Raw genomic sequence first — 23,715 nt, 5'->3', positions numbered from 1 at the left:
CCGAGAGGCTGCACAAACGCTCCAAGGCCCGCACAGCGGCGCGGCGTGGATGCCCGCGACAAGCGCGGGCATGACGTTGGGTGAGGCTCTTTTCAAAGGCTTCAAGAGCCCTCTCAGCCGTCACGGCCGGGCTCGTCCCGGCCATCCACGCCGAGAGGCTCCGCAAACGCAACAAGGCGCGCACAGGCGCGGCGTGGATGCCCGCGACAAGCGCGGGCATGACGGCCGAGAAGTTGCCGCTCACACACTCAGTTCGCCAAGTCTTCGTACAAATCGCGCCACTCGGGGTTCAGGTCCAGAATGAGCCGCACCTTCCAAGCGCGCGGCCAGTGTTTCATTGTCTTTTCGCGCTGAATGGCCGTGCGAATGTCCTCGAACGGCTCGTACCAAACCAGCCGCTTCAGGCCATATTGCTTCGTGAAGCCGTCTAAGACGCCTTCCCGGTGCTCCCAACCCCGGCGCGCAAGATTGCTCGTCACGCCCAGATAAAGCGTTCCGTTTGGCCGATTGGTCACGATGTAAACCCAGCCGCCGCGCATCTTGCGATGATATCGCCAAGGCTATGCCGCTCAAGCCCCGCGTGCTGTTTCATGGTCGGGGAGAAGCAGCGCGACAGCCCATTAACCGTCATGGCCGGGCTCCGTCCCGGCCATCCACGCCGAGGGGCTGCACAAACGCTCCAAGGCGCGCACAGCGGCGCGGCGTGGATGCCCGCGACAAGCGCGGGCATGACGCGGAGAGGTTTGCGGCTCATGTGGAAACGTGCATGCGCCCCTTTCGCATCCACCCCAAAATCCCCCGCCCGAACCTTGCCACCCTGCCCTCTCCGCTCCCTTTAACAAAGCGAGAGCGCGGTTGGTTCAGGCGGCTTCGTCGCGCCGCGCTCGGGGAGCACGGGAATGGAAACGCAAAAAGCTCTTACGCCCGAGCAACGTGGCGAGCTGCGCGAGGTCGTCGGCGTGTTCGACAATCTCGACCAGATGCAATCGGCCATCGACGATCTCCTCGTCGACGGCTTCGACCAGGCGACGATCAGCGTTCTGGCGCCGCAGGCTGTCGTGCGCGAGGCGCTCGGCGACTCTAGCCTTTCGGCGGAAAAGCTCGGCGGCAGCGCGGCGGCGCCGCACGGCGCTTATATCGACCCGGAGGCCCGCAACGAGGCCAAGGCGGGCCTGATCGGCGCACTTTTTTACATCGGCGCGGTCGGCGGCGCCGGCATGGCGCTGGCCGCAGGCGGAACGCTGGGCGCGGCGATCGCGGCGGCGCTGGCGCTCGGCGGGGGCGGCGGCATCATCGGCGCGACTCTCGCCCAGCTCCTGGGCTCAGCGGAGGCGACCTGGGTGAAGGCGCAGATGGCCCATGGCGGCATGCTGCTCTGGGCGCGCGCCTGGGACGAGGCGAAGGAGAAGATCGCCATCGACGTCATGCAGAAAAACGGCGGGCACGACGTTCATGCCCGCTCGGCCGCCGCCTGAAAAAAAACCTCCCCCGCGCATCGGCGAGGGAGGGATGTTTCATCACCAGAGCCAGCCTGGTCCCCAGCCGACGCTCAAGACCCCGGGCCCGCCCCAGCCGCCATAGCCCCAGGAGGGATAGCCCCCGGAGGGATAACCCCAGGTGCTGCAGACATTCACCCAGCGGCGCCGCCAACCCCAGTAAGTGCGAATGACTCGGGGCCGCCAGCAGCTTCCATAATCGTCCCAATAGGGCCAGCCATAGCCGCCCCACCCCCAGCCGCCGCCAAGGAGGCCTGCGCCATACAGCGGCCAGCCGCCCGCATAATAACCCCGGTGGCGCCACCAAGGCCGCCGCCAGCCCCAGCCTCCCCAGCCAAACGCCGCGCGACGGTAGCCGAAGCCACCCCATGGGCGCGCCCAATGCCCACCCCAGGCGAGGTTACGCCCGCCCCAGCCGAGGTGGCGCCCGCCCCACATGCCGTAAGGGCGCCCGGCCCAACCGCCGCCGAACGCGCCCCAGCGGTGACCGCCGCCGAAAACGCCCGCGACGGGGGCCCCGCCAAGGCGTCCCGGTCCGAACATCGCGCCGCCGCCACCAAACCCGCCGAAGGGGCGCGCCATTCCGCCGCCGGCGAATCCGCCGTGGCCAAACCCGCCCCCGCCGAGCCCTCCAACCGGTCCGTGAGCAAATCCCCCGCCGCCCATGCCTGCGCCGAGGCCGCCGCCCCCGAGGCCGCCGCCCCCGAGCCCGCCGCCGCCAAGCCCACCGCCGCCGAGGCCGCCGACCCCGCCATGGGCGAAGCCGCCGCCGGCCGGCGCGCCGCCGCCGACGCGCATTTGTGCGTCGGCCGCTCCGGTCTGCGCGAACAGAGCCGCCGCCAACGCCGCGCTTGCTAGAGCGGCGTAGAATTTCCGGGTAACCATCTCCGCCTCCTTGCCGAAAGGCGGCGCTCAGCGAAGAAAAGCGTGGGCGCGCGTCTTCTGCCGCAACGCCGCCAGAAGCCGCTAGATGCGGCCGCCAATAGGCAAATCAAGCAACACGCGCCTGCCCTGCCGCCAGGCTAGCGCCCGGATGATTTTTTCGCCGTGTTGCTATTATGCAACGACGCATGCTCCGCAATATCTGATATGTATCGTATAACCGACTATTTTCTTTCTATTATGAGAGACTGTCCGCGCGTTGTTTGCGCCGCACAATTTATAGTGAATCACCACACTTCTGGACGTTCCTATCTCTAGTGCGTCTTGTTCCTACCTTTATTTTGCCTGAACGCCTCTCTACTGACAGCAGCCACGCTGGCGCAATGATCGCCGGCGCAAACCGCCGCAAGCACGCATGTGCGAGGAGGAGACTGCTGTTGAGGAAAATATTGATTGGAGCCGTCGCGCTGGTTGCGTTTCCCGGCGGCGCCCAAGCAGATTGGGTCGGTAAGGCTTCCTATTACAAACTCGGCGGACGCACCGCGAGCGGCGGCCATGTCGGCGCCTATACGGCGGCCCACCGCACACTGCCCTTTGGATCGAGGGTGCGGGTCACCAATCTGGTGAACAATCGATCCGTCGTCGTCACCATCAACGACCGCGGACCCTTTAGAGGCGGCCGCGTGATCGACGTCTCTGCGACGGCCGCAGACGCGCTGGGGTTCCGCTCGGCCGGCGTCGCCCATGTGAAGGTCGAACCCGTCTCGGCCATCGCCGAGGCGCAATAAACCGTTTCAATAGCGCCACCAGACTCCGCCGATCAGGCCGTGCTCGGCCGGCGCATTGACGCCATTGAGCGCAGTGACGGCCCCGATCTGCAGCGATATGGCGGGCGTCGCCTCATAGACCGCGCTCAGTTGAAATTTCTGCGCGGCCATGAAGGTCGAGAGCCCGCCGCGCGGCGCGAGCGCCGAGAAGCTTTGCGCCATCACCATGAGGCGGTCGATCGGCCGAAGCCCCGCGGTTAGATCCAGGCGGATTTCATCGCCATTCTGTCCGCGCGTTCGATAGCCGATCTGCGCATCGAGGAAACCCGTGAAGCCGAACAGGCTCACAGAGCGCCCCATCAGGAGGCGCGCGTCGAATTGCGTCGGACCGCGCATATCGAGGAAGCAACGCGCCGCGCTCGACGCCGCGCGCAGACTCGTTTCGACCGAAACCACATAGTCGGCGTCAGCGTAAAGCTGCAGACGCGCGCCAGCGGCGCCGAGGCCGAGCCCCTGAAATTTTATGCCCTTTTCCGCCGGCAGGATGAGCGGCAAGCCGCCCTTTGCTTGCGCGATCAGCGCTTCGAGTTGTGTGAGCCGCGCCGACTCGCCGCCGCCGTGAAAGCTCATCGCGCTTCCCTCGGCGACGAAGGTCAGCCAATCGGTCACGCCATGTTCGAGGTAGAAACGGTCTTCGAATTTTCGATAGGACGGCGTCTGCGCCAGCCGGCCGCTGGAGTCGAAGGCGCCTCGCGCGTCGGCGAAGGCGGTTGTGAGGATAAGCTGCCCGTGACCTTCCGGGTAAAGCCAGGCGCCCGCCCGTGCCGCGACAGGGCTAAGTAGATAAATAAAAATAAAAAATAACGCCGACGCACGCATGAGAGCACGCCAATACAGGCGCCCAAACGACGCCTGTTGACATTGACGCTACAGTAAACGCCGCGCGCGTGACAATTGGAATTTAAACCTCTTCAGGCCGTTCTACTTATACCCCTGACTTGTTCTCTTTTGTGAAAGCTTTGCCTTTGTAGGAGACCTCTTCCAACTGCACCCCGCCCTTGCGATCGAAGGCGTCGGCGCGCAGGCGCAGCTCGCCATTCTCGAACTCCAGGCCAAGCATGGCGTAGGCGGCGGAAATCATGCGCGCCGCCGCGCCCGTGTACCAGCTCCATCCGCCGCGGCCCGCATAGCCCTCGCCCTCATAGACGTCGGCCGGCTGTTGATGCGGCGGCAAGCCGTAAACATCCGCCTCGGCCGGCGTGCGTAGCTTGGAGATCGGCGAGATGGCGATCCAGCTCTCGAACGCCAGGGCGAAGAGTTCCTGCGCGGCTTTCTCGTCGCCCGCCGCTTTGGCCTCTCCGCCGAGCTTGGCCAGCGCGTCCACGAACCAGGAGACGCCATGCGAATATTGCCCGCCGTTTTCGCGCACGCCCGGCGGATATTCGGCGCTGCGGCCGGGATAGGGATCGGAATGTTCGTCGAAGGGCGGCGTGACGAGCAGGATGCGGTTGGAGCGGCCGAGCACGGCGAGCGCCTTCTCGATCGCCTCGCGGCCGCGCGCCGCATCCACGGCATGGGTGAGCGTCGGCCAATGGGCGGTCATGGCGCTCATCGGAGAAAGCTCGCGGCCGTCATCGGCGAAGTCGCGCACATAGCGATCGCCGCGCCAACACTCGGCGAGCGCTGCGCGCAGTTTCTCGGCGCGCGCGAGATAGCGCGCCGCGCGGGCGCCGTCGCCCTTCGCCTCGAAGAAGGGCGCGATATCGACCAGAATGCCATGCAGGAAGAAGCCGAGCCACACGCTCTCGCCGCGCCCCTGCGCGCCGACGAGATGCATGCCGTCGTCCCAATCGCCGGAGCCGACGAGCGGCAGGCCATGGGCGCCGAAACGGTCGAGCGTGTAGTCGATGGCGCGGGCGCAATGGCCGAGCAGCGTGTCCTTGTCGCGCGAATTGAGCGGGACGGTCGCTTCGCCCTCCTGATCCATCGGCACCGGATTGGCTTCGAGGAAGCTCTCGACCGCGTCGAGGATCGCCGCATCCCCCGTGCCCTTCACATAGCGGATCGTGACATAGGGCAGCCAAAGATGCGGATCTGAGGAATGGGTGCGGTCGGCGAGTCCCGTTCCGCCATTGGGAGCGCGGTGCCACCATTTGCAGGCGTCGCCTTCGAGATATTGATGTCTGGCGTGCAGCAAGATCTGCGCACGGGCGCGCTCCGGCGCGAGATGCACGAGCGGAATGACGTCCTGCAACTGATCGCGATAGCCCGTTGCGCCGGAGCGTTGCGCCGGTCCGGTGCGGCCCCACAGGCGCGAGGCCAAAAGCTGATAGGGCAGCCAGTCGTTGACGAGACGATCGACGTCCGGGCGGTTGGTCTTGATGCGCAGCACCGAGAGCTGCGCGCCCCACGCCGCGTCGCTCGCCGCGAGCTGCGCCTGCGCGTAAACCGGATCGTGGGCGAGAGAGGCGAGGCGCTTCGCCTCGTCTAGCGACGTCGTCTGGCCGAGCGCGACGACGACGGTCGCCTCCCCGCCAGCCGCCACGTCGATCGAGCCGGAGAAAGCCGCCACCTTGCGCTCGTGCTCGGGCGCGCCGGCGTCTGGATGGCCGTGCTCGACCATGTAGGGAAGATAGGGATTGCGGCTCTCGTGGCCGAGGAAGCGGCGGCGCGACGTCTCGGCGAATTCGGCCGGGATCGAGGTCGTGACGAAGGCCCAGCCCTTCACGAAATTATTCTGAGGATTGCGGAAGTAGATCGAGCGCACGTCGTCGTCGATGACGGATTCCACGACCCCGAGGCTCTCGTTGGGAATCTCGGCGAGAATAACCTCCATCGCCGGCACGATCTGCAGCAGCCGCTCGTGATCCGCCTTGTTGCGGATTTTGAGCAGGCGGAATTCAATCGGCTCCGTAGGGCTGACGAAGACCGTCATCTCCAGCTCGAGATTGTCGCGCTCGGAGCGGAAAACCGCCGAGCCCGGCGCGAATGTCACCTCATAGCGCGCGTCGCGCTGGCGTAGCGGCACGAAGGTCGGGCTGTGCGGGTCCGTTCGGGCGAGATCATAGACATAGATCATCTGTCCGGGCGGCGCCGCGCGGCCCTCGCCCATGCGGAAGGGCGTGAAGCTGTTGAGGCGTGAGTTGCTGGAGAAGGAGAAGATGTCGCCGTCATTCGTCAGCACGCAGCCCTGGCCCACGGCGTTGGCGATGACATGGGCGAAGGGACGCGGCGTGCCTGGCGCAAGCGTGAGGCTGCGGCCGTCTTCCGTGAAGGCGTAGCGATGCTGCGCCGGCGTCGGCGGCATGACGAGCGCGCGGCGGCGCGTCAGCGCCTTGTCCAGAACGTCGGGCGCAATCGGCGCAAGGCCGAGGTGGCGCGTGACCGAGGCCGTCGCGCGGCCCATGTCCTTCGCCCAGCCGTCGACGACGATAAGCTCGGCCGTGCCGGCAGGCGCGATGTCGATCTCGACGCGCAGGCTCGCGCAGGGTTCGAAACCGTAGAGAAGCCCTTCGTCCTCGGGGCTGCGCGGCGCTTCGCCCAGGCCATTGAGGCTGTCAGGCGCGTTGGTCGGCCCCATGCCGTAGAAGCGCGACTTCACGTCCTCATAGCCGAGGATCGTCATCTTCGTGTCCGGACCGGCGGCGATGGCGTGGAAGCCGATCTCAGGCGAGAGACGGCGGTCGGCCTGACGCCGAGCGCCGCCCTTCAGCAGGCGGTTCTGCGCGAAAATGGCGTTCAGCGACTGCACGTACCACGTGCCGACATGGATGGCGTTATAGGCCGCGTCGCGCAGCTCGACCGCGGTTTCGTTCAGCACCCATTCGCGTAGCGAAGCGAGCGTGAGCTTGCGGGGCCGCTGCTCGAGATTGACGACCTTGATATGCTGGATCTCCACCGCCTCGTCGGGGGCGAGCGAGACGCGCGCCTCGACGGCGAAGCCGTTCTGCTCGGCGATGAAGAAGAGGCAGTTTTCGCCCGCGTCGGTCAGTTGCGCGCAGGCGCCCGGGCAGCGCGTCGGCGCCTCGCCCACCGACCAGAGTTCGCCGCCGTCCTCGCGCAGGAACAGGAACCGCCCGCGCGGATGGGCGTGATCGTCGGGGCGTCGGGTGAGATCGATCGCGGGGCCGCCGCGCGCGACGCCCTCGATGCGGATCGCGCCCTGCCCGTCCTGGAACCATTCGCTGGTCATCAGGCCGTTGGTGAGCTTCAAGGGCCGCGAGCCGGGCGCGCCGCCGGCGCCGGTGATGCCCTCGAGCGGTATCTTCTGCGCCTGCGCCAGCCGCCCGAGCAGGAAGAGCACCAGCCCCAGAGCGATGAAGCCCGCATAGGCGAGATAGCCGCCCACGAGATAGGTGTAGGACGGCGGACGCGAGCCGGCCATCTGCTCGGCGGCGCTCCAGGCTTTGTCCCATTCGGCGCCGCGCGGGATGTAGAAGGGCAGCAACAGCGGCGCCCAGGTGCCGAAGCGGCGGATGCCTTCGGGAATGGCGCGGCTCACCTGCTGCTTGCCAACGAAACGCGCCGCCCGCTCGTCCAAAGCGTCGCCGCCGACGAAAGAGAGGTTCACGAGCGTCGCGACGCGCAGGCCCATGTGATCGAACCAGATCAGCACGCGGATGACGTCATAGGCGAGGAGCGCCGTGAAAATGTCGAGGCTCCAGGAGCGGAACTCATTGTCCGGCAGGACGTAGCTCATCCAGGTCGCGACGCCGGTGCGGATCAGACCGTCCTGATTGTACCAGGTCGGATCGGGCGTGGCCTTGAGGAAGGAGTAGATGACCGGCGCCATCCACAGACCCCAGCGCAGCACGCGCACGGCGTTCTCGACGAGCATGTCGAGACCTTCCCAGCTCGCGAGCTGCTTGAGCGGCTGGAGGCTGCGCCTCACCAGCGCGGTCAGGAAGAAGAGATTGATCGAGAAGAGCGGCGCCGCGAAGACCCACTGAATGACGCCGGAAAGCGACTCGTCGTAGAGAAGCCGCACGCCGCCGTCGACGACGCCGAGATTGGTCGCGCCCCATTTCGAGAACAGCGGCCGGACAATATAGGCGTTCAGCGGCCGCCCATCGGCGGCGTAGTCGAGCGAAACATAATCGAAGAACTTCCGCACGACCGTGCCGAGCTGGTCCGCGTCGAAATACCAGGCAATGGCGCCTGCGACCGATGCGCCGAGCAGCGCGGCCAGCATATAGACGCGCCAGCTTCTGAAATGCTGGCGGCGATCGCGCATGAGCGCGGCGAGGTCGAACGCCAGGTCGACGCCGGCATAAATAAGAACGCCGGCGGCGGCGCCGAAGAGGAACCGGTTGCTTCCGCTCTGCGAGGGGAGATCGATCATCAATCCGATCGCCACGGCTGCGCCCGCGACGGCCCCGCGCGCGAAATTCGCCCGACGCCGATAGGCCTCTTGCAGGCGCCCGAAAAAGGGCGGCGTCGAATCCGTGCTCTCCACGATCGTGCGCGCGAGCGGATAAAGCGCCGCGCCGATGATGGCGCCGCCGAAGGGGCCGGAATAGGCGATGGCGGCCGCCGCCGGCGGGAAAGAGACGACGAGCCCGGCGACCAACAGCAAGCCCATGAAGGTGAAGCCGTAGACCGCGCCCTTCTCCGCGCCGGTCTTCCAATCCTGATAGACGACGACGGAGAGCGACGGCGTCGCCCGCAGCAGGCCGGCGATCGCCTGGGTGACGAGATAGGTCTCGCCCCAGAGACCGGCCTGCGCCAGCCCCTCGGCGACGGCCGCGGCAATGGCGGCGATCGGGGCCGGCATGTAAGGCGTGACGAATTGGGAAACCGCCGTCGCCATGAAGGGCGTCAGCGACGCGATGAAGGCGGAAGCGAAGAGAATGCCGTGCGGGCGCCATTGCCGCGGCAGGAAACGGCCCAGCGCCAGCGGCACGCCGATGACGACGGCCTCGTTCAGCAGAAATAGCGCCAGCGTCCGCGCCGAGATTTTCGCCACTGACTCGGGAACGTCGAGGCCCAGGAACAAAGCCGCGCCGATTTGCGTCATGGGCGGCGCGCCAAAGGCGATAAACAGGCTGAACAGGAAGGGCAGAAGAAACAGCGCGCCGCGCAGCCGCATGCGCGAGCGCGCCGTCAGCGCAACCGCGCCGCCAATGTAAGCGACCGTCGCGACGCCGGCGCCCACAGGCGAGAAGCGGAAGAGCTGCTCCAGCGTCTCGGGCGCCCGCCAGAGCACGCCGGAACGGTCGCAGAGCGCCGCGAAGACGCCCACGGCGACGAAATCGATCGCGAAATTGGCCGCCTGCCGGTTCGCGTCGCTCGCCGGGCGCAGGAGATAGAGCGAAGCGGCGGCAAAAAAGCCGGCGATGAGCAAATGGGTCGGCCCGCCGGAAGCTTCCAGAGCCGCAACGGCGGCGAAGACGAGGCCGAAAAGAACGCGCTCGACCAGAGCCACGCCAGTTTCCGATTCGCCATGGGCGTTCGCCATGGGGGTCCTCCGCGCGTATTTCGCCGCGTTTGCTGGTTAATTGCCGGAATCACCGGCAGCCTGACGATTCCCTAGCCGGAGCATGGGGGAAAAGTCGACTCCCCGCCTCAGCTACGCCCTTGCGGCGCTTCGCAACTCCCGCCCAAGCCGCTATAGTAAAAGAACTCTTAAGTTGCACACGCCGGCCGAGGGCGAAGCGAGTGAGCGACATGGAAGATCCTTTGCCTGCAAGACCCGACAACGGCCGCTCGACAGCCCTCAAAAAGCCGGCGCCCGCCGCGACCGACCGTATTTCGCCCATAGTCGGCGGCGAAAGCGGCGTCGGAAAGGCTGGGGTCGCGGAAAAGCCGGGCCAAGCGCCGCTCGAACAGCGCATGGCCAGTCTCGCGAGCGCCTTGCGTCGCGCGCGGGTCGAAAATGCCGAGCATTCCGCCGCCCTCGCCGATCTACGCGCCGCCGAAGTGGCGCGGCTCGACATCCTCTGCGACGCGCTCGCCCCCGTGCTGGCGCAGGTGCCGCCCGACTGCGATATCTTCGACATCGCCGTCGCGCCCGGCGAGCGCCCGCGCCTGTTCATCGACCAGATCGGCTTCGTGGAGATGGACCGCGACCGGCGGACCTATCGTTTTCTGCAGGATACGCGTCACGGCCGCATCACGCTGCGCGAAACCGCGGACATCGGCGAAGCTGTCGACGCGGTGACGGATTATATCGCGCACCGGCTGATCGAGCGGGAGAAAGCGCTGGCGGTCGATTACGCCAGCGGCGGCGCCGCCCGCGCGCTGCGCAGCGGACCGCCGGCTGCCGTGAAAGAGCAAGAGAAAGAGAAAGTCGGCGCCCTCGACGGCAAGGCTTTCCGTCTCTTCCTCTATCTGGTCGAGTTTCTTGGCTCCGCGGCCTTCTTCGGCCTTCTCGCGGTCATTGCGGCCTGGGCCTATAAAACCTATGTCGCCGGCTGAACCAGCTCCTCGGCGCTCGCCTCGACGACTTCGCCCGCTTCGTTCAATTCCCGGCGACGCAGCTTGATGCGCAAAGCGTCGCCCGCCCGCTCTATGGCGTAGAGATTATAGGCCGCCGCCGGATAATGCCCGCCCGGCCGCGCCGAGGCGGAGGCGACGCCGACGACGGGCGTCTGGCTCTTGGGGCTGGCGATATAAGCGACGCTCGGCTTGTGGTTGTGGCCGTGCAGCACGAGCTCCGCGCCATGCTTGGCGATCACCGCCTCGAACGCCGCTGCGTCGTCCAGCCCGCGCAGCAGGCGGGCGCCGCCGACATGGGGCGGATGATGCAGGAACACGACGCGGGTGAGGCCCTCCGCGCGCGTCTCGTCCAGAAGCGCGCCGAGCGCGGCGAGCTGTTTCTCGCCGAGCCGTCCCGAGGCGACGAATGGCGCGGTCGGCACGCCGGAATCGAGCCCGATCAACGCCACGCCCGCACGGCGGCGCAGATAGGGAAAGCCCGGCGCCGGCAATTCGCTGGTCGTCCAAGGTTCGAAGACCTCGTGCACGAGCTTCGTCACGTCGGGCATATAGGCGTCATGATTGCCGGGCGTGAAGCTCACCTCCTGCGCCGCGCCGAGCGTGGCGAGCCAGTCCTTGGCGAGCGCGATCTCCGCCGGCAGGCCGATATTCACAATGTCGCCCGTCATCAGCACATGGTCGGGCCCCTGCGCGCGCATATCCGCGACCAGCCGCGCGAGCACGCCCATATCGTGTTGGCCGGCGCGCTTATAGAGCCAGTTCACATAGCCTGTGACGCGTTTCCCGAGGAGCTCGGCGAGATTGGGGCGCGGGATCGGCCCGATATGGGCGTCGGAGAGATGGGCGAGTAGGAAGCTCACATTCAACCTTTATTCGTGACCTTTGTTGGAGAGACGGTGTCGGGCGCCTTTCGGACCGCGCGCCTTCAGGCGCGCATTTTTTAAGAGCGAGCCTGAAGGCTCGCGGTCTCCACCGTCAACAAGAATAGTCCTAGAGCCTTCCCGCGCCATTTGCCATAGTCGAAACATGAGACACCAGCCGCCCACGAAAACTGCGCCGGTCGAGGCGTCGCCGCAGCCGACGTTTCAGGCGCGGCTCGTCTCGCGGATCATCACCTTTGGCGCGCTGTTCCAACGGCCCATGACGCTCGGCGTGCGCGGCCTTGTCATCGACGCCGACGATCGCGTGCTGCTCGTGCGCCACACCTATGTTCCGGGCTTCTATCTGCCGGGCGGCGGCGTCGAGAGCGGCGAGACCATGCTGCAGGCGCTGACCCGCGAGCTGGAGGAAGAGGGCGGCGTGCATATTCTGGGCGCGCCGGCGCTGCATGGCGTTTATCTCAACCGCCGCGTCTCGGCCCGCGATCATGTGGCGCTTTACGTGGTGCGGCACTTCCATTTCGACGGCCCGCGCGCGCCAAACCACGAAATCGCCGAGGCCGGCTTCTTCCCGCTCGGCGCCCTGCCCCCGGACGCGACGCCCGCCACCCGGGCGCGGATCGCCGAAGTCGTGGCGGGAGAGCCGGTCTCGCCCTATTGGTGATTTGACCGGCGACGGCGCTGTCGCCGCCAAATCCAAGGAGTTCGGCAGTGCCCTATGTGAACGTCAAAATCACCCGAGGCCCCGACGTGACCCGTGAGAAAAAAGCTGCTCTCGTCGCAGGCATCAACCAACTGCTCGTCGAGATTCTGCACAAGCGGCCGGAGCACATTCACATCGTGATCGACGAAATCGACGAGGACAATTGGGGCTTCGCCGGAATGCTCACCACCGACTACCGCAAACAACAGGCAGGCTGATTGTAGCATGCCGAAGCCCTCATAATTGCGCGCATGTCCAGAATTGGGGCCTGCTGTCGTCTTTTCGGGATTATAGATGAACCGCTTTCTTACCGCGCTCGCCCTCCTCGTCGCGATCAGCCCCCTGCCCGCCCGCGCGCAAAGCGACGCCGTGCATATGCTCGATGCGATGTTCCAGACATTCGACGAGAACCGCGACGGCGTCATCACGACGACCGAGGCCAACCACTTCATCGACAAGACCTTCGCCGAGATGGACATGAAGCATACGGGCGCCATCTCCCGCGACGCCTGGATGCGCTTCAGCTTCGGCCTCGCCGATCTCGCTGCGGAGGAAGGCCGCTCGGACGCCTACGACCTTGCGAAATACAAGATCTTCAAGCGTTGGAACAAAAGCAAATCCGGCGCGCTCTCGCTCGAGGAATATCGCGCCGGCGTGCTCGGCGACGCGCGAAAGGCCGTTGGCGGCAAGCCGAAGGATGGGGACGACATGAAGATCGACCTCGCCGCCTTCAGGCGCGCGCCCTTCGTGCGGCAATTGTTGCATAGTCTCTAGCGGCGGTTTTGCCTCCGGCGCGCGCCGCGTGCTATGGCCTCGCTCCGGCTCATGATCGACCTTGTCATCCAATTCTTCCCCATGACGGCCGCCGATGAGGCGCAGATCGAGAAACTCGACGAGCGCGCCTTCGGCCCTGGCCGCTACGCCCGCACGGCCTATCGCCTGCGCGAAGGCGTCGCGCCTGATCTGTCTCTCTCCTTCGTCGCGCGCGTCGGCACGCTGCTCGTCGGCGCCAATCGCATGACGCATATTCTCGTCGGCGAGACCCCCGCCCTTCTGCTCGGCCCGCTCACCGTCGAACCCGCTTTCCGCTCGCAGGGCGTCGGGGAGAAGCTGATGAAGCATTCGCTCGACGCCGCGCGCGCCGCGGGCCATGGGCTGGTGCTGCTCGTCGGCGATCTCGATTATTATTCCAGGGTCGGCTTCGCCCGCGCGCCGCGCGACAAGTTCGTCATGCCCGGCCCCGTCGACCCGGACCGCGTGCTCTATTGCGAATTGCGTCCCGGCGCTTTCGAGGCCGCCAGCGGCCGGATGCGGCGCGCCTGATGAAACGTCACTTGGTCGAACGCTATGACGCGCTCGTCGTCGAGCGCGGGCTTCATCCCGATGTTTCGCAGCGCGAGGCGGTGAAGCGGCTGCAGGCGCTGATCGACACGCTGGCCAAGCCCAAGAAGAAGCCGGCCGGGCCGCTCGCGCGCGTCTGGCGCCTGCTCAAACCGGAAGAGCAGCCGCGCGGCCTCTATCTTTGGGGGCCGGTCGGTCGCGGCAAAACCATGTTGATGGATCTCTTCTTCGGCATGGCGCCGGTCGAGAAGAAGCGCCGGGTCCATTTCCATGGCTTCATGTTCGACGTGCACGATCGGCTGCACCGGCTTCGGCGCGAGGCGGCGGCCGGCGTCGCCGATCCGGTGACGCTCGTTGCGCAAGAGATCGCCGCCGAGACGCGCCTGCTGTGCTTCGATGAATTCGCGGTGACCGACATCGCCGACGCCACCATTCTCGCGCGGCTCTTTGTGACGCTTCTCGCGCAGGGCGTCGTGGTCGTCGCGACATCCAATGTCGAACCGTCGCGCCTCTATGACGGCGGGCGCAACCGCGATTTGTTCCTGCCCTTCATCGCGCTCCTGCAATCGCGCATGGACGTGCTGCGCCTCGCTGCGCCGATCGACTATCGCGCGCGGCACGACTGCACGGGCGAGGTTTATTTCGCGCCCGTGGACGACACCGCCCATGCCGCCATGGACGCGCTCTTTCTCGCCCTTGCCGGCGTGCGGCGCGGCGCGCCGGCGACCTTGGAAGTAAAACGGCGCACGATTTTCATTCCGCAGACAGCGGGGCGCGTCGCCCGGCTGAGCTTTGCGGATCTTTGCGGACGGCCGCTCGCGGCCTCGGACTATATGGAAATCGCGCGGCGCTTCGACGCCATTCTTATGGATGACGCGCCCATTCTCGCGCCGGAGCAACGCAACGAGGCGCGGCGGCTCATTACGCTCGTCGACGTGCTCTACGAGGCGCATGTGCTGCTGGCGATCTCCGCCGCCGCCGCGCCCGAGCTGCTGTACGACGCCCCGCATGGCGACGAGGCGCGCGAGTTTCAGCGCGCCGTCTCCCGTCTCGCCGAAATGCGCGCCAGCGCCTATCTCGATCATTGCGTCGCCGGAAAGGCGCTGGCGGCAAGAGCGTCGGGCGGCGCACGAAGCCTTACGGCTTCGACATGCAGTCCTTGATGTCGCTCGCCTTCTTCATCTGCTCGAACGTATCCGTGCAATAGCGCGCGAGATCGGCGCGCTTCGCCGGATCGTTGGCGACCGCCCGCATCCCCATGGCCCCGTCGAGCAGCTCCTTCTGCGCGGCATGCACCTGCTTGCGCGAGAGCTGCGACGAGCAAGCCTCGTAACGCTTCAGCAAGGCGTCGCATTCAGGGATGCCGGTGGGATCGACGGCGAGCGCGGGCGTGACCGCGAAAACGAACAGGCAGGCAAGACGATATTTCACAGATCGAGGCTCCTTTACGAGTTGCGGTTCCGCGGGCGCTTCCCGCCGAGCGCGTCCCTGCCATCTGCCTTAGCGCGCTTTCCGCTCGCATGGAATCATGCGAGCGACGAGAAAGCGCGCAGCTTTAAAAAGCTGGAGCGCATTCTTTTCGGAAAAGTCCAACTTTTGCGGAATGCGCTCGAGCGCGCTTTGCCAGAAACCGAAACGTGCTTCAGCGAAGGTTAACGCCCGAGGCCGCGCTCAATAAAGCGCATACCCTCCACAAAGCTTTTCTAAAAACACAACTCCCAGTTTAACTTAGGTGATACGCAAGGCGTCGAAGCTGCAAACGCAACCTCGAGCGCCCTCAGCCGGGCGCGTAACAACCGAAAGCCGCATGATCGACCAGGACAGAGACGCCGCCTTCGGACGGGGGTTGAACAGCATTCCGGTCCGTTTCTGTCTGATGAGCATGACCCTCTCGGGCGCCTGCGCCTTGGGCCTGACCTATCTCCTGCTCTACGCCATGGAGGGGGGGCCGGATTGGCGGATCATAGGCTTGGCCGTTCTTTTCACCGCCGCTTTGCCCGCGATGGTCACCTATGCGGCGGCGCATCGGCTGGCCGGATCCATTGTCGCGCTTCGCAAGAGCGCCGACGCTATCGCGGCCGGCGACGTCAACAGCCCGATAGACGTCGAATGCGCCTGCGAGGTGGGCGGCCTGGCCAAAAGCTTCCACAAAATGGTCGAGCGCCTCAACGCCAATATCCGGCGGATGAATGCGCTGGCGCATAGCGACGCCGTCACCGGCTTGCCCAACCGCGCCGCCATCAACCACGTCTTGTCCCTCGGGGCGAAGCGGAGCGACGCGCCGGGCGACTGCTTTGGCGCCCTGTTCTTCATCGACCTCGACGGCTTCAAGTCGATCAATGACGCCTTCGGCCATCAGATTGGCGACGCGCTTTTGAAGGCGGTCAGCCGGCGCGTCGCCAGCAACGCGTTCCAACGGCGCTTCGAGGAGCTCGCCACCTGCACGACGGCCTTTGGAGAGCTTTGCGACGCCTGCCCCCAGGACATCGTTTTTGCGCGTTTCGCCGGAGACGAATTTGTGGCGCTCGTTCCAGAGGTGAACGACCCGTCACAGGTCGAGGAGATCGCGCGGGCGATCGTGGCCTCGCTCGAGGAGCCTTTCGAGATCAAGGGACAGAGGATTCAGGTCGGGGCCAGTGTTGGCGTCGCCCGGGCGCCGCAGGATGCGACGAACCCGCATGAGCTGCTCCGCCTCGCCGATATTGCGATGTACGCCGCAAAGCAAAGGGGCAAGAATAATTTCGTTCTTTTCGAGCCGGGGCTGCGCGCGACGGCGGTCGAGCGAAACGAGCTCGAATACGAGCTTCGCAAAGCCATTCACTCGGACGCCTTGTCCCTGCATTTCCAGCCGAAAGTCGAGTCGGCGGGCCTATCGCTTTCGGGCGTCGAGGCCCTGCTGCGCTGGAGCCATCCAATTCGTGGCATGGTGCCGCCCGGCAAATTCATCCCCATCGCCGAGCACGCCGGACTGATGCCGGAGCTCGGCGCCGCCGTTCTGACTCTGGCGCTGCGGCAATGCCGGGCATGGGTGGATCAAGGGAAGCAAATTCCAATCGCGGTCAATGTCTCTCCGGCGCAATTCGACGACCCGCTTTTCGCGCCAAATCTCATCGCGCTGCTGACACAGCACGGCGTCGATCCCAGTCTGATCGAGGTCGAAATCACCGAGACCATGGTGATGACCGATTTCGACGCCGCCGCCGCGCGCGTCGCCGCCCTGCGCGATGCCGGCTTGAGGATTTCCGTCGACGATTTCGGCGTCGGTTTTTCGAACCTCTCCCAGCTCGCGAAACTTCCGGTCAATTTCCTGAAAATCGACCGCTCGCTCACCGAGGCGGTGAGCGTCGATCCCAAAGCGCAGGCGATCGTTCGCGCGACGATCAATATGGCGCATGCGCTGGGCCACGCGACGATCGCCGAAGGCATAGAGACCGACGAACAGGCCGCCTTCCTGCGCCTCGCCGGTTGCGACATGATGCAGGGGTTTCTCTTCGCGCGGCCGATGCCGGCGCATGAATTTGAACGATGGCTCGCCGCGCGCGAGGACGTTGCGCTTGAAGCGCGAGAGATTCGATCCGAGAAAGCCGCAAGCGCCGCCTGACGAAGCCCAGCATTTACCCCCTCCCCAACCCTCCCCCGCTTCGCGGGAGAGGGGGCAGAGCGTGGCCTTCATCCAAAATGTTGATCGCGAGCGTCCCCTCTCCCGCAAAGCGGGGGAGGGACAGGGAGGGGGCCTTGCGGTTCTTAAGATTCGTCCAACAAAAGGACTGCTCCCTGCTCGGCCTACGGCTCATGGAACAAACCAATCCCTGCACAGCCTGCGGCGCCTGCTGCGCCAATTTTCGGGTGTCCTTCTATTGGGCGGAGGCGCCCGAGCGCGGGTTGCCGGAGGCGCTCTACGCGCCGCTCAACGCGACCATGGCGCATATGATCGGGACGAATTGCCGACATCCGCGCTGCGCGGCGCTGAGCGGCGAGATCGGCCGGGAGACGCGCTGCGCCGTCTATGACGCGCGCCCTTCCCCTTGCAGATCAGTCGAGCCCGGGGACGATAAATGCCGACAGGCGCGGGCGGCTTATGGGCTGGCTGAATTATCGATATAGAAACGAAATCAGGCGGCGGGCCTTTCTTGGGACCCGCCGCCTCGCTATCTCCGCCGCCAGTGTCTCGCGGACGCCGGAGAATTCTTTCCCGCTTGTCAGAGACCCGCGAGGTAATTCGTCGGATCGACCGGCGTCGAGCCCTTGCGCAGCTCGAAGTGGAGCTGCGGCGAGCCGACATTGCCGGACTGCCCGGAGCGGGCGATGGTCTGGCCGCGCTTCACCGTGTCGCCGCGCTTGACGTCGAGCTCGCCATTGTGGGCGTAGGCGGTCACGAAGCCGTTGGGGTGACGGATCAGCACCAGATTGCCATAGCCCTTCAGCTCGCTGCCGGCATAGGCCACCTGCCCGCCTTCGGCGGCCTTCACCGGCGTGCCCTCGGGCACGGCGATGTTGATGCCGTCATTGCCGCCGGACGAGAAGCCCTGAATGATGCGGCCGCGCGCCGGCCAGCGAAACTCAGGACGATCGCTTTCCGTCGCCGAGACCTTGGTCGTGGTCTCCTCGGCGGCCGGGATGGAAGCGGTCGGCGTTCCCCGATCGACTTGCCTGGCGGCGGGAGTCGTCTCGGCGCTGGCGACCTTGGCCTGCTTTTCAGCAGCCTGCTCGCGTTCGGCGGCGACTTTCGCGAGACGCTCCGCCTTGGCCGCCTTGTCGGCCTCGGCCTTGGCGAGCTTCGCCTCCGCCGCCGCCTTCGCGGCTTCAGCCTTGGCCAGGGCGTCGGCCTTGGACTTCGAGGCGTCGGTCTTGGACTTCAAAGCCTCAGCCTTGGCGAGCTTGGCCTTCTCAGCCGCGACTTTGGCGTCGGCGGCCTTGGCCTCCGCCAGCTTCTTGGCTTCGAGCTTCTTCGCCTCGGCGAGCTTCTTGGCCTCGGCCGCCTTATCGGCGGCCGCTTTCTGTGCCTCGATCTTGGCGAGGCGCGCCGTCTCCGCAGCCTTATCGGCCTCGGCCTTCTTCAGACGCTTGGCGTCCTGCTCGTGGGCGGCGGCTTCAGCCTTTCTGGCCTTGGCCTCTTCCTCGCGGGCGACCTTGGCGGCGCGCTCGGCTCTCGCCTGCTCCTCACGGGCGGCCTTGGCGGCGGCCTCCGCCTTGCGCTGCTCCGCGCGGGCGGCGGCGGCTTCGGCCTTCGGATCGGGTTTCGGCTCGGCGGCGGCGACCTTTGCGGGCGCAGGGGCCGGCGCAGGAGCCGCGGCGGGCGCCGCAGAACGGGCGACCGCGCCGGCGCGATAGACCGGGATGATCAGACGAGAGCCCGGCTGCACCTGCGCGGCGCTGCTATAGCCATTGGCATGCAGCAGCGCATCCGGCGGGACGCCGTAGCGGGTGGCCAGCATGGCCGCGCTCTCGCCCGGCGCGACAGTGACGGGCGTGCCGCCATCTGCGGTCCAATGGGCCGCGGCGGGCCCCGCCGAAGTTGGCGCAGCGGCGGCGACAGGCGTGCGGGGCGCAGCGGCGGCGGCGCTGGGAGCTGGAGCGGCGGTCGGCGGCGCCAGCGGGCGCGATTCGACACGGGCGGGCGCCGGATTGGCGATCGCGCCCGTCGGCGCCCGGTCGACGCCGCGAACGGACGCGCTTCGCTGGGCGGCGGCTCCCGAGCCGCTGAAAGGATCGGAGAAGGGGTCGGAAAAACGCGTGGCGTCGGAGCAACCCGACATCAGAGCGGCCGCCCCGACGGCCATCATGAGCCGCAGCGCGGCCCGCGAATTGGAAATTTGACGCTCTTTAGCCATGACGCCGACCCACTCGCACGCACCAACAACGTGTTAGTTGTATGCGCGTGTCGGTTAAGGAGGCGTTTAAGATGAATCTCCGATGAGCGGGTTCATGAAAATCTTCATCATAAGCAAAGTCTCGATTCACAAGGCTTTTGCAACGCCGCTCGCCGCCGGGCCGAGGCTGTGGGGCCCGAGATCGGTCTCGTGCGGCTCGCCGCTTTCCGTGCGATCAACCTTAATCAATCGTTGACGGGCGCGCTTCTCGCCCGTTTGCGGCTCACGGCGGGCGTACACGAGCGTCCCGCCCGGCGACAGCATGGAGATCAGCGCGGTGGGCGGCGAGTCGAGCGCGGCCTCGACGAGGATGCGGTCGAATTCGCCGAGCGTCGCCTCCGGCGCGAGGCCGTCCGCATGCAGCACAGCAGCGTTCGCGATCTCCAAGGCGGCGAGCCGCGGCGCGGCTTCGATGGCGAGCGTCTCGAAACGCTCCAGCGACACCACCTCCCAGGCGAGGCGCGCGAGGATCGCCGTCCCGTAACCGGAGCCGGTCCCAACCTCCAGCACGCGATGTCCCTTGCCGATGCGTAGCGCCTCTATGCGCCGGCCGACATCGGCGGGGCGCGACATGGTCTGCCCGCAGCCGAGCGGCAGCGCCAGATTGCGGTTGGCGAGATCGCGGAACTTGTAAGGCGCGAAAGCCTCGCGCGGGACGGTCTCGATGGCGCGCATGACCGAAATATCCCGCACCCCCGCCCGACGCACGGCGAGGAGCAAGGCCGCGCGCTCCTCGACGGCAGCCTTGGCGGCGGGATCGCTCATATGGTCGCCTTCGGGCCTTCCTCGAAAGCGCGCGCGAGTCGCGTCACTGTCGGATGGTCGGTGAGATCGAGCTGAAGCGGCGTCACGGAAATTTTGTTTTCGTCGACCGCCAGCAGATCGGTTCCCTGCCCCGGCGTGAAGCTGCCGCGCTGGAAGGAAATCCAATGATAGGGATTGCCGCGCCCGTCCTGACGGTCCTCGATGCGCATGAGATCGTTGCTGCGCCGGCCCTGCATGGTGACGGCGACGCCCGCGACCGCGCCGGGGGCGCAAGCCGGGAAGTTGACGTTCATCAGCACATTGCCCGGGATGCCCGTCGCCAGCAGCTTGCGCACGATCGCCGCGCCGTGGGCCTCGGCGCATTCCCAATGGATCTTGCGCCGGCCGGCGAAGAAATCATAGCACTGCGAAAGCGCGATCGCCGGAATCCCGAGAATCGTCGCCTCCATGGCGCCCGCGATCGTGCCCGAGTACGTCACATCCTCGGCGAGATTCTGTCCGCTGTTGACGCCGGAGATCACGAGATCGGGCGGGTTATCGAGCATCAGCTTGCGAACGGCCATGATGACGCAATCGGTCGGCGTGCCCTTCAGCGCGAAATGGCGCGGCGAGATTTCGCGTAGCCGCAGCGGATCATTGAGCGAAAGCGAATGAGCGACGCCCGACTGCTCGGTCTCCGGCGCAACGATAAAAATGTCGTCGGAGATCGCCCGTGCGATCTTTTCGGCGACTTCGAGGCCGGGCGCGTGAACGCCATCGTCATTGGTGATGAGAATTCGCATCGCTCGGGCGTGACCGTGAGGAAGTGGGGATGTTTTGAGCGCAAATTTCACGGCTCGCGCCCACGCACGCCCTACATGGTTCGGGGGTCTGGGTAAAGCGCAGGGAGTGCGCCATGCGTTCGAAACTTACGCCTCTGTTTGTCGCCATGGGGCTCGCCGCTTCGGTGGCCTCGGCGGCCGCCGTCCCCGCCATTGTGTCGGCGGACACCGCCTTACGCGCCCGCCCCGGCATGCGCAGCGCCATCGTCGCCACTATACCCGCCGGAGCGGCGGTCCAGGCCGGCCCCTGCCGCGCCTGGTGCCGCGTTCAATATGGCCCGGCCGTGGGCTTCGTCCCATCGCCGCTTCTGACCGCCAGCGCGGGCGCGCCCGGCTACTACGGTTCGGCCGGCTATGCCGACGCCGGCCCGTTCGGCTTGTTGGGCGCCCCGTTCGAAGCCGCTGGCGACATCTTCGGCGCGGGCGGGGCGGACGTATATGGGCAGGCGGCGCCGATGCAACCGCCGGTCGTCGCGGGCTATTGAAGCAGTGAGCGAAGCAATCCGGAGGAGCTTTTTCTCCCCCGGATGGCTTCGTCGAATCCTTCGCAGACTTTTGACCCGTTTTTAGGGAAGCCCGAGAAAAACACGGCCTCGGGCATAGGCCTCCCGCTCCGGCGCGCCATATTTTTGCGTGCCTGCATCTTAAGTGGGGAGGCAATCATGCGTACGCTTTGCTATTCACTGATCGCTGCTGTCGCTCTCGTCGGCTCGGTTTCGAGCGCTTCCGCCTTCGAGGCCATGCTCGGCGGAAACTTCATGCTTCACGCGCACCCCAATGGCCCGCATCTGATGACGCTCGCCGCCGGCGACGTCGTCAACATCGACCAGTGCAACCATAGCTGGTGCGCCGTGAGTCACGGCCCGCACGCCGGCTTCATCTACATGCCGCGTGTCCTCGACGGGACGGTATACGGCCCGCGCGGCGGCGTCGCCGGCTATCAGGATGGCGGCCCGGCAGAGCTGGGCGTCGCCATCGTCTCCGCGCCGGTGATGGCCGCCGGGCAAATCGTCGACGCCGGCGTCAGCGTTCTGCGCTGACACCAAAGCGCTGATCGTGAGCAAATCCCTCCCCTTTACGGGGAGGGTGGCCCCGCGCAAGCGGGGTCGGGTGGGGTCCGCCCCAACCCGAGTCGTAACGGCGCGAGCCCCACCCGGCGGCCTTTGGCCGCCGACCTCCCCGTAAAGGGGAGGTATTGGCGCCGTCGATGTTGCCTACACCCTCCGCGCAATGCGCGTGAGGCCGCCCATATAGGGTTGCAGCGCGGCAGGCACCGTCACCGAGCCGTCGGCCTCCTGATAATTCTCCAGCACCGCCACCATGGCGCGCCCGACCGCGACGCCCGAGCCGTTGAGCGTATGCACGAAGCGCGGCTTGCCGTCCGGCCCGCGCGAGCGCGCGTTCATGCGCCGCGCCTGGAAATCGCCGCAGACCGAGCAGGAGGAAATCTCGCGATATTTCCCCTGCCCCGGCAGCCAGACCTCGAGGTCGTAGGTCTTCTGCGACGCAAAGCCCATGTCGCCGGTGCAGAGCACGACCTTGCGATAGGGCAATTCCAAAGCCTGCAGCACTTTCTCGGCGCAGCCGGTCATGCGCTCGTGCTCTTCCAGCGACTGCTCGGGCGCGGTGATGGAGACAAGCTCCACCTTGTAGAACTGATGCTGGCGGATCATGCCGCGCGTATCCTTGCCCGCGGCGCCCGCCTCGGCGCGGAAGCAATAGGTGCCGGCGGTCATGCGGATGGGGAGCTGCGCCTCGTCGAGGATGGATTCGCGGACGAGGTTTGTCAGCGGCACTTCGGCGGTGGGGATGAGCCAGAAAGGGTTGGCTATCACTTCATCGGACGTGTTCAGGAGGCTATTTACAGTCTCCTCATCACCAGATGCCTTCGCATCCTCCAACTTCTTCGCGTACTCTTGTTGGACTATTCTAAGAAACCCATTATTGCCCGCTGGTCCGGCGTAGACCGCGAACTGATCCTCGCTGAACTTCGGCAATTGCGCCGTTCCGAACATCGCTTCATCCCGCACAAGCAGCGGCGGGTTGACTTCCATATAGCCATGCTCGCCCGTGTGCAGATCGAGCATGAATTGCGCGAGCGCGCGCTCCAGCCGCGCCAGCGGGCCTTTGTTTACAACGAAACGCGCGCCGGAGAGCTTGGCGGCGGTTTCGAAATCCATGAAGCCGAGACCCTCGCCGATCTCGAAATGCTCCTTGGCCGTGAAGTCGAAAGTGCGCGGCGTTCCCCAACGGAAGACCTCGACATTCTCATTCTCGTCCTTGCCCTCCGGCACGGAATCGAGCGGCGTGTTGGGGATGCTCGACAGCGCCGTATCGAGCGCCGCGATCGCGTCGCGCTCCGCCTGCTCCAGCGCCGGCCAATTGTCCTTGATCTGCGCGACTTCCGCCTTGAGCGCTTCCGCCTTGGCGCTGTCGCCCGCCTTCATCGCCGCGCCGATTTCCTTCGAGGCGGCGTTGCGACGCTCCTGCGCCTTCTGCAATTCGGCGATGGCCGCGCGACGCGCATCGTCGAGCGCGAAGAGTTCCGCCGACATGGGCGCAAGCCCGCGCCGTTCGCGGCCTTTGTCGAAGACTTCCGCGTTCTCGCGAATCCATTTGATGTCATACATGTCGGGCTACCGGGCGTTTGGTGTCAGATGAGAATGTAACCGCGTCATGCCCGGCCTTGTGCCGGGCATCCACGCCGCGCCGCTGCGGCAGTGCTCCCAGCAAGGCCGCGACGTCTCGGCGTGGA

Annotated in this window: 22 protein-coding genes; 12 read left to right on the top strand and 10 right to left on the bottom strand. The window is 66.2% G+C overall.

Annotated features, from left to right (window positions below):
* Positions 1-248 precede the first annotated feature (248 nt).
* The gene (locus JJT62_RS10820; protein ID WP_202072761.1) at positions 249-539 is read right to left on the bottom strand and encodes a GIY-YIG nuclease family protein; all 291 of its coding nucleotides are present in this window, start codon (positions 537-539) and stop codon (positions 249-251) included.
* A 360-nt stretch (positions 540-899) separates the two neighbouring features.
* Between JJT62_RS10820 and JJT62_RS10815 the strand changes: the two genes are divergently transcribed.
* Entirely contained in the window at positions 900-1,475 is a 576-nt protein-coding gene (locus JJT62_RS10815) for a hypothetical protein (protein WP_202072760.1), read from the top strand.
* A 42-nt stretch (positions 1,476-1,517) separates the two neighbouring features.
* Here JJT62_RS10815 and JJT62_RS10810 read toward each other — a convergent pair whose 3' ends face one another.
* Complete coding sequence (locus JJT62_RS10810; protein ID WP_202072759.1) at positions 1,518-2,381, bottom strand: hypothetical protein; 864 nt, start codon at positions 2,379-2,381, stop codon at positions 1,518-1,520.
* 434 nt (positions 2,382-2,815) lie between these two features.
* Between JJT62_RS10810 and JJT62_RS10805 the strand changes: the two genes are divergently transcribed.
* Positions 2,816-3,166, top strand: a complete 351-nt coding sequence (locus JJT62_RS10805; RefSeq protein WP_246744826.1) for a septal ring lytic transglycosylase RlpA family protein — start codon at positions 2,816-2,818, stop codon at positions 3,164-3,166.
* A gap of 6 nt (positions 3,167-3,172) precedes the next feature.
* Here JJT62_RS10805 and JJT62_RS10800 read toward each other — a convergent pair whose 3' ends face one another.
* Together JJT62_RS10800 and JJT62_RS10795 are read right to left on the bottom strand one after the other, a co-directional pair.
* The gene (locus JJT62_RS10800) at positions 3,173-4,024 is read right to left on the bottom strand and encodes a hypothetical protein (RefSeq protein WP_202072757.1); all 852 of its coding nucleotides are present in this window, start codon (positions 4,022-4,024) and stop codon (positions 3,173-3,175) included.
* Positions 4,025-4,130: 106 nt separating this feature from the next.
* Positions 4,131-9,602 (bottom strand): GH36-type glycosyl hydrolase domain-containing protein, encoded by a 5,472-nt coding sequence (locus JJT62_RS10795; RefSeq protein WP_202072756.1) that lies wholly within the window; start codon positions 9,600-9,602, stop codon positions 4,131-4,133.
* 209 nt (positions 9,603-9,811) lie between these two features.
* Between JJT62_RS10795 and JJT62_RS10790 the strand changes: the two genes are divergently transcribed.
* Positions 9,812-10,561: a hypothetical protein gene (locus JJT62_RS10790; RefSeq protein WP_202072847.1), complete on the top strand. Its 750-nt coding sequence runs from the start codon at positions 9,812-9,814 to the stop codon at positions 10,559-10,561.
* Here JJT62_RS10790 and JJT62_RS10785 read toward each other — a convergent pair.
* Positions 10,546-11,442: a metallophosphoesterase gene (locus JJT62_RS10785; protein ID WP_202072755.1), complete on the bottom strand. Its 897-nt coding sequence runs from the start codon at positions 11,440-11,442 to the stop codon at positions 10,546-10,548. The two genes, JJT62_RS10790 and JJT62_RS10785, sit on opposite strands and share 16 nt — an antisense overlap.
* A 166-nt stretch (positions 11,443-11,608) precedes the next feature.
* Between JJT62_RS10785 and JJT62_RS10780 the strand changes: the two genes are divergently transcribed.
* The 5 genes from JJT62_RS10780 to zapE all read left to right on the top strand — a co-directional run bounded on the left by JJT62_RS10780 (position 11,609) and on the right by zapE (position 14,667).
* Entirely contained in the window at positions 11,609-12,124 is a 516-nt protein-coding gene (locus JJT62_RS10780; protein ID WP_202072754.1) for an NUDIX domain-containing protein, read from the top strand.
* Between the two features lie 47 nt (positions 12,125-12,171).
* Positions 12,172-12,381 (top strand): 4-oxalocrotonate tautomerase family protein, encoded by a 210-nt coding sequence (locus tag JJT62_RS10775; protein ID WP_202072753.1) that lies wholly within the window; start codon positions 12,172-12,174, stop codon positions 12,379-12,381.
* Positions 12,382-12,457: 76 nt separating this feature from the next.
* Positions 12,458-12,937: a hypothetical protein gene (locus JJT62_RS10770; RefSeq protein WP_202072752.1), complete on the top strand. Its 480-nt coding sequence runs from the start codon at positions 12,458-12,460 to the stop codon at positions 12,935-12,937.
* 51 nt (positions 12,938-12,988) lie between these two features.
* A complete protein-coding gene (locus JJT62_RS10765) occupies positions 12,989-13,486 on the top strand; it encodes a GNAT family N-acetyltransferase (protein ID WP_202072751.1) in 498 nt (165 codons plus the stop codon).
* A complete protein-coding gene (gene zapE / locus JJT62_RS10760; RefSeq protein WP_202072750.1) occupies positions 13,486-14,667 on the top strand; it encodes a cell division protein ZapE in 1,182 nt (393 codons plus the stop codon). The genes JJT62_RS10765 and zapE overlap by 1 nt, the downstream gene beginning before the upstream one ends.
* On the opposite strand, the gene JJT62_RS10755 is transcribed toward zapE, so the two are convergent.
* Positions 14,642-14,935: a hypothetical protein gene (locus tag JJT62_RS10755; RefSeq protein ID WP_202072749.1), complete on the bottom strand. Its 294-nt coding sequence runs from the start codon at positions 14,933-14,935 to the stop codon at positions 14,642-14,644. The genes zapE and JJT62_RS10755 overlap by 26 nt on opposite strands.
* Positions 14,936-15,311: 376 nt before the next feature.
* Here JJT62_RS10755 and JJT62_RS10750 point away from each other — a divergent pair, with 376 nt between their 5' ends.
* Both JJT62_RS10750 and JJT62_RS10745 read left to right on the top strand, forming a co-directional pair.
* Positions 15,312-17,105: a bifunctional diguanylate cyclase/phosphodiesterase gene (locus tag JJT62_RS10750; RefSeq protein ID WP_202072748.1), complete on the top strand. Its 1,794-nt coding sequence runs from the start codon at positions 15,312-15,314 to the stop codon at positions 17,103-17,105.
* A gap of 191 nt (positions 17,106-17,296) precedes the next feature.
* Positions 17,297-17,608 (top strand): YkgJ family cysteine cluster protein, encoded by a 312-nt coding sequence (locus JJT62_RS10745; protein WP_202072747.1) that lies wholly within the window; start codon positions 17,297-17,299, stop codon positions 17,606-17,608.
* Positions 17,609-17,703: 95 nt separating this feature from the next.
* Here the strand turns inward: JJT62_RS10745 and JJT62_RS10740 are convergent, their stop codons facing one another.
* The 3 genes from JJT62_RS10740 to surE form a co-directional block, all read right to left on the bottom strand.
* Entirely contained in the window at positions 17,704-19,335 is a 1,632-nt protein-coding gene (locus tag JJT62_RS10740; protein ID WP_246744825.1) for a peptidoglycan DD-metalloendopeptidase family protein, read from the bottom strand.
* A 126-nt stretch (positions 19,336-19,461) separates the two neighbouring features.
* Positions 19,462-20,139, bottom strand: a complete 678-nt coding sequence (locus JJT62_RS10735) for a protein-L-isoaspartate O-methyltransferase (RefSeq protein ID WP_202072746.1) — start codon at positions 20,137-20,139, stop codon at positions 19,462-19,464.
* The gene (surE, locus tag JJT62_RS10730; RefSeq protein ID WP_202072745.1) at positions 20,136-20,921 is read right to left on the bottom strand and encodes a 5'/3'-nucleotidase SurE; all 786 of its coding nucleotides are present in this window, start codon (positions 20,919-20,921) and stop codon (positions 20,136-20,138) included. The genes JJT62_RS10735 and surE overlap by 4 nt, the downstream gene beginning before the upstream one ends.
* A gap of 113 nt (positions 20,922-21,034) precedes the next feature.
* On the opposite strand from surE, the gene JJT62_RS10725 reads away from it, so the two are divergent.
* Together JJT62_RS10725 and JJT62_RS10720 are read left to right on the top strand one after the other, a co-directional pair.
* Positions 21,035-21,445 (top strand): SH3 domain-containing protein, encoded by a 411-nt coding sequence (locus JJT62_RS10725; RefSeq protein ID WP_202072744.1) that lies wholly within the window; start codon positions 21,035-21,037, stop codon positions 21,443-21,445.
* A gap of 177 nt (positions 21,446-21,622) precedes the next feature.
* On the top strand, positions 21,623-22,000 hold the full coding sequence (locus JJT62_RS10720; protein ID WP_202072743.1) for a hypothetical protein: 378 nt from the start codon (positions 21,623-21,625) through the stop codon (positions 21,998-22,000).
* Positions 22,001-22,174: 174 nt separating this feature from the next.
* Here the strand turns inward: JJT62_RS10720 and serS are convergent, their stop codons facing one another.
* Positions 22,175-23,590, bottom strand: coding sequence for a serine--tRNA ligase (serS, locus tag JJT62_RS10715; protein ID WP_202072742.1), 1,416 nt, complete (start codon positions 23,588-23,590; stop codon positions 22,175-22,177).
* Positions 23,591-23,715 lie beyond the last annotated feature (125 nt).

The sequence above is a fragment of the Methylocystis sp. Sn-Cys genome, assembly GCF_016745395.1.
In the GTDB taxonomy this organism is placed as follows: Bacteria; Pseudomonadota; Alphaproteobacteria; order Rhizobiales; family Beijerinckiaceae; genus Methylocystis; species Methylocystis iwaonis.
This window is presented reverse-complemented; position numbering and strand designations above follow the sequence as displayed.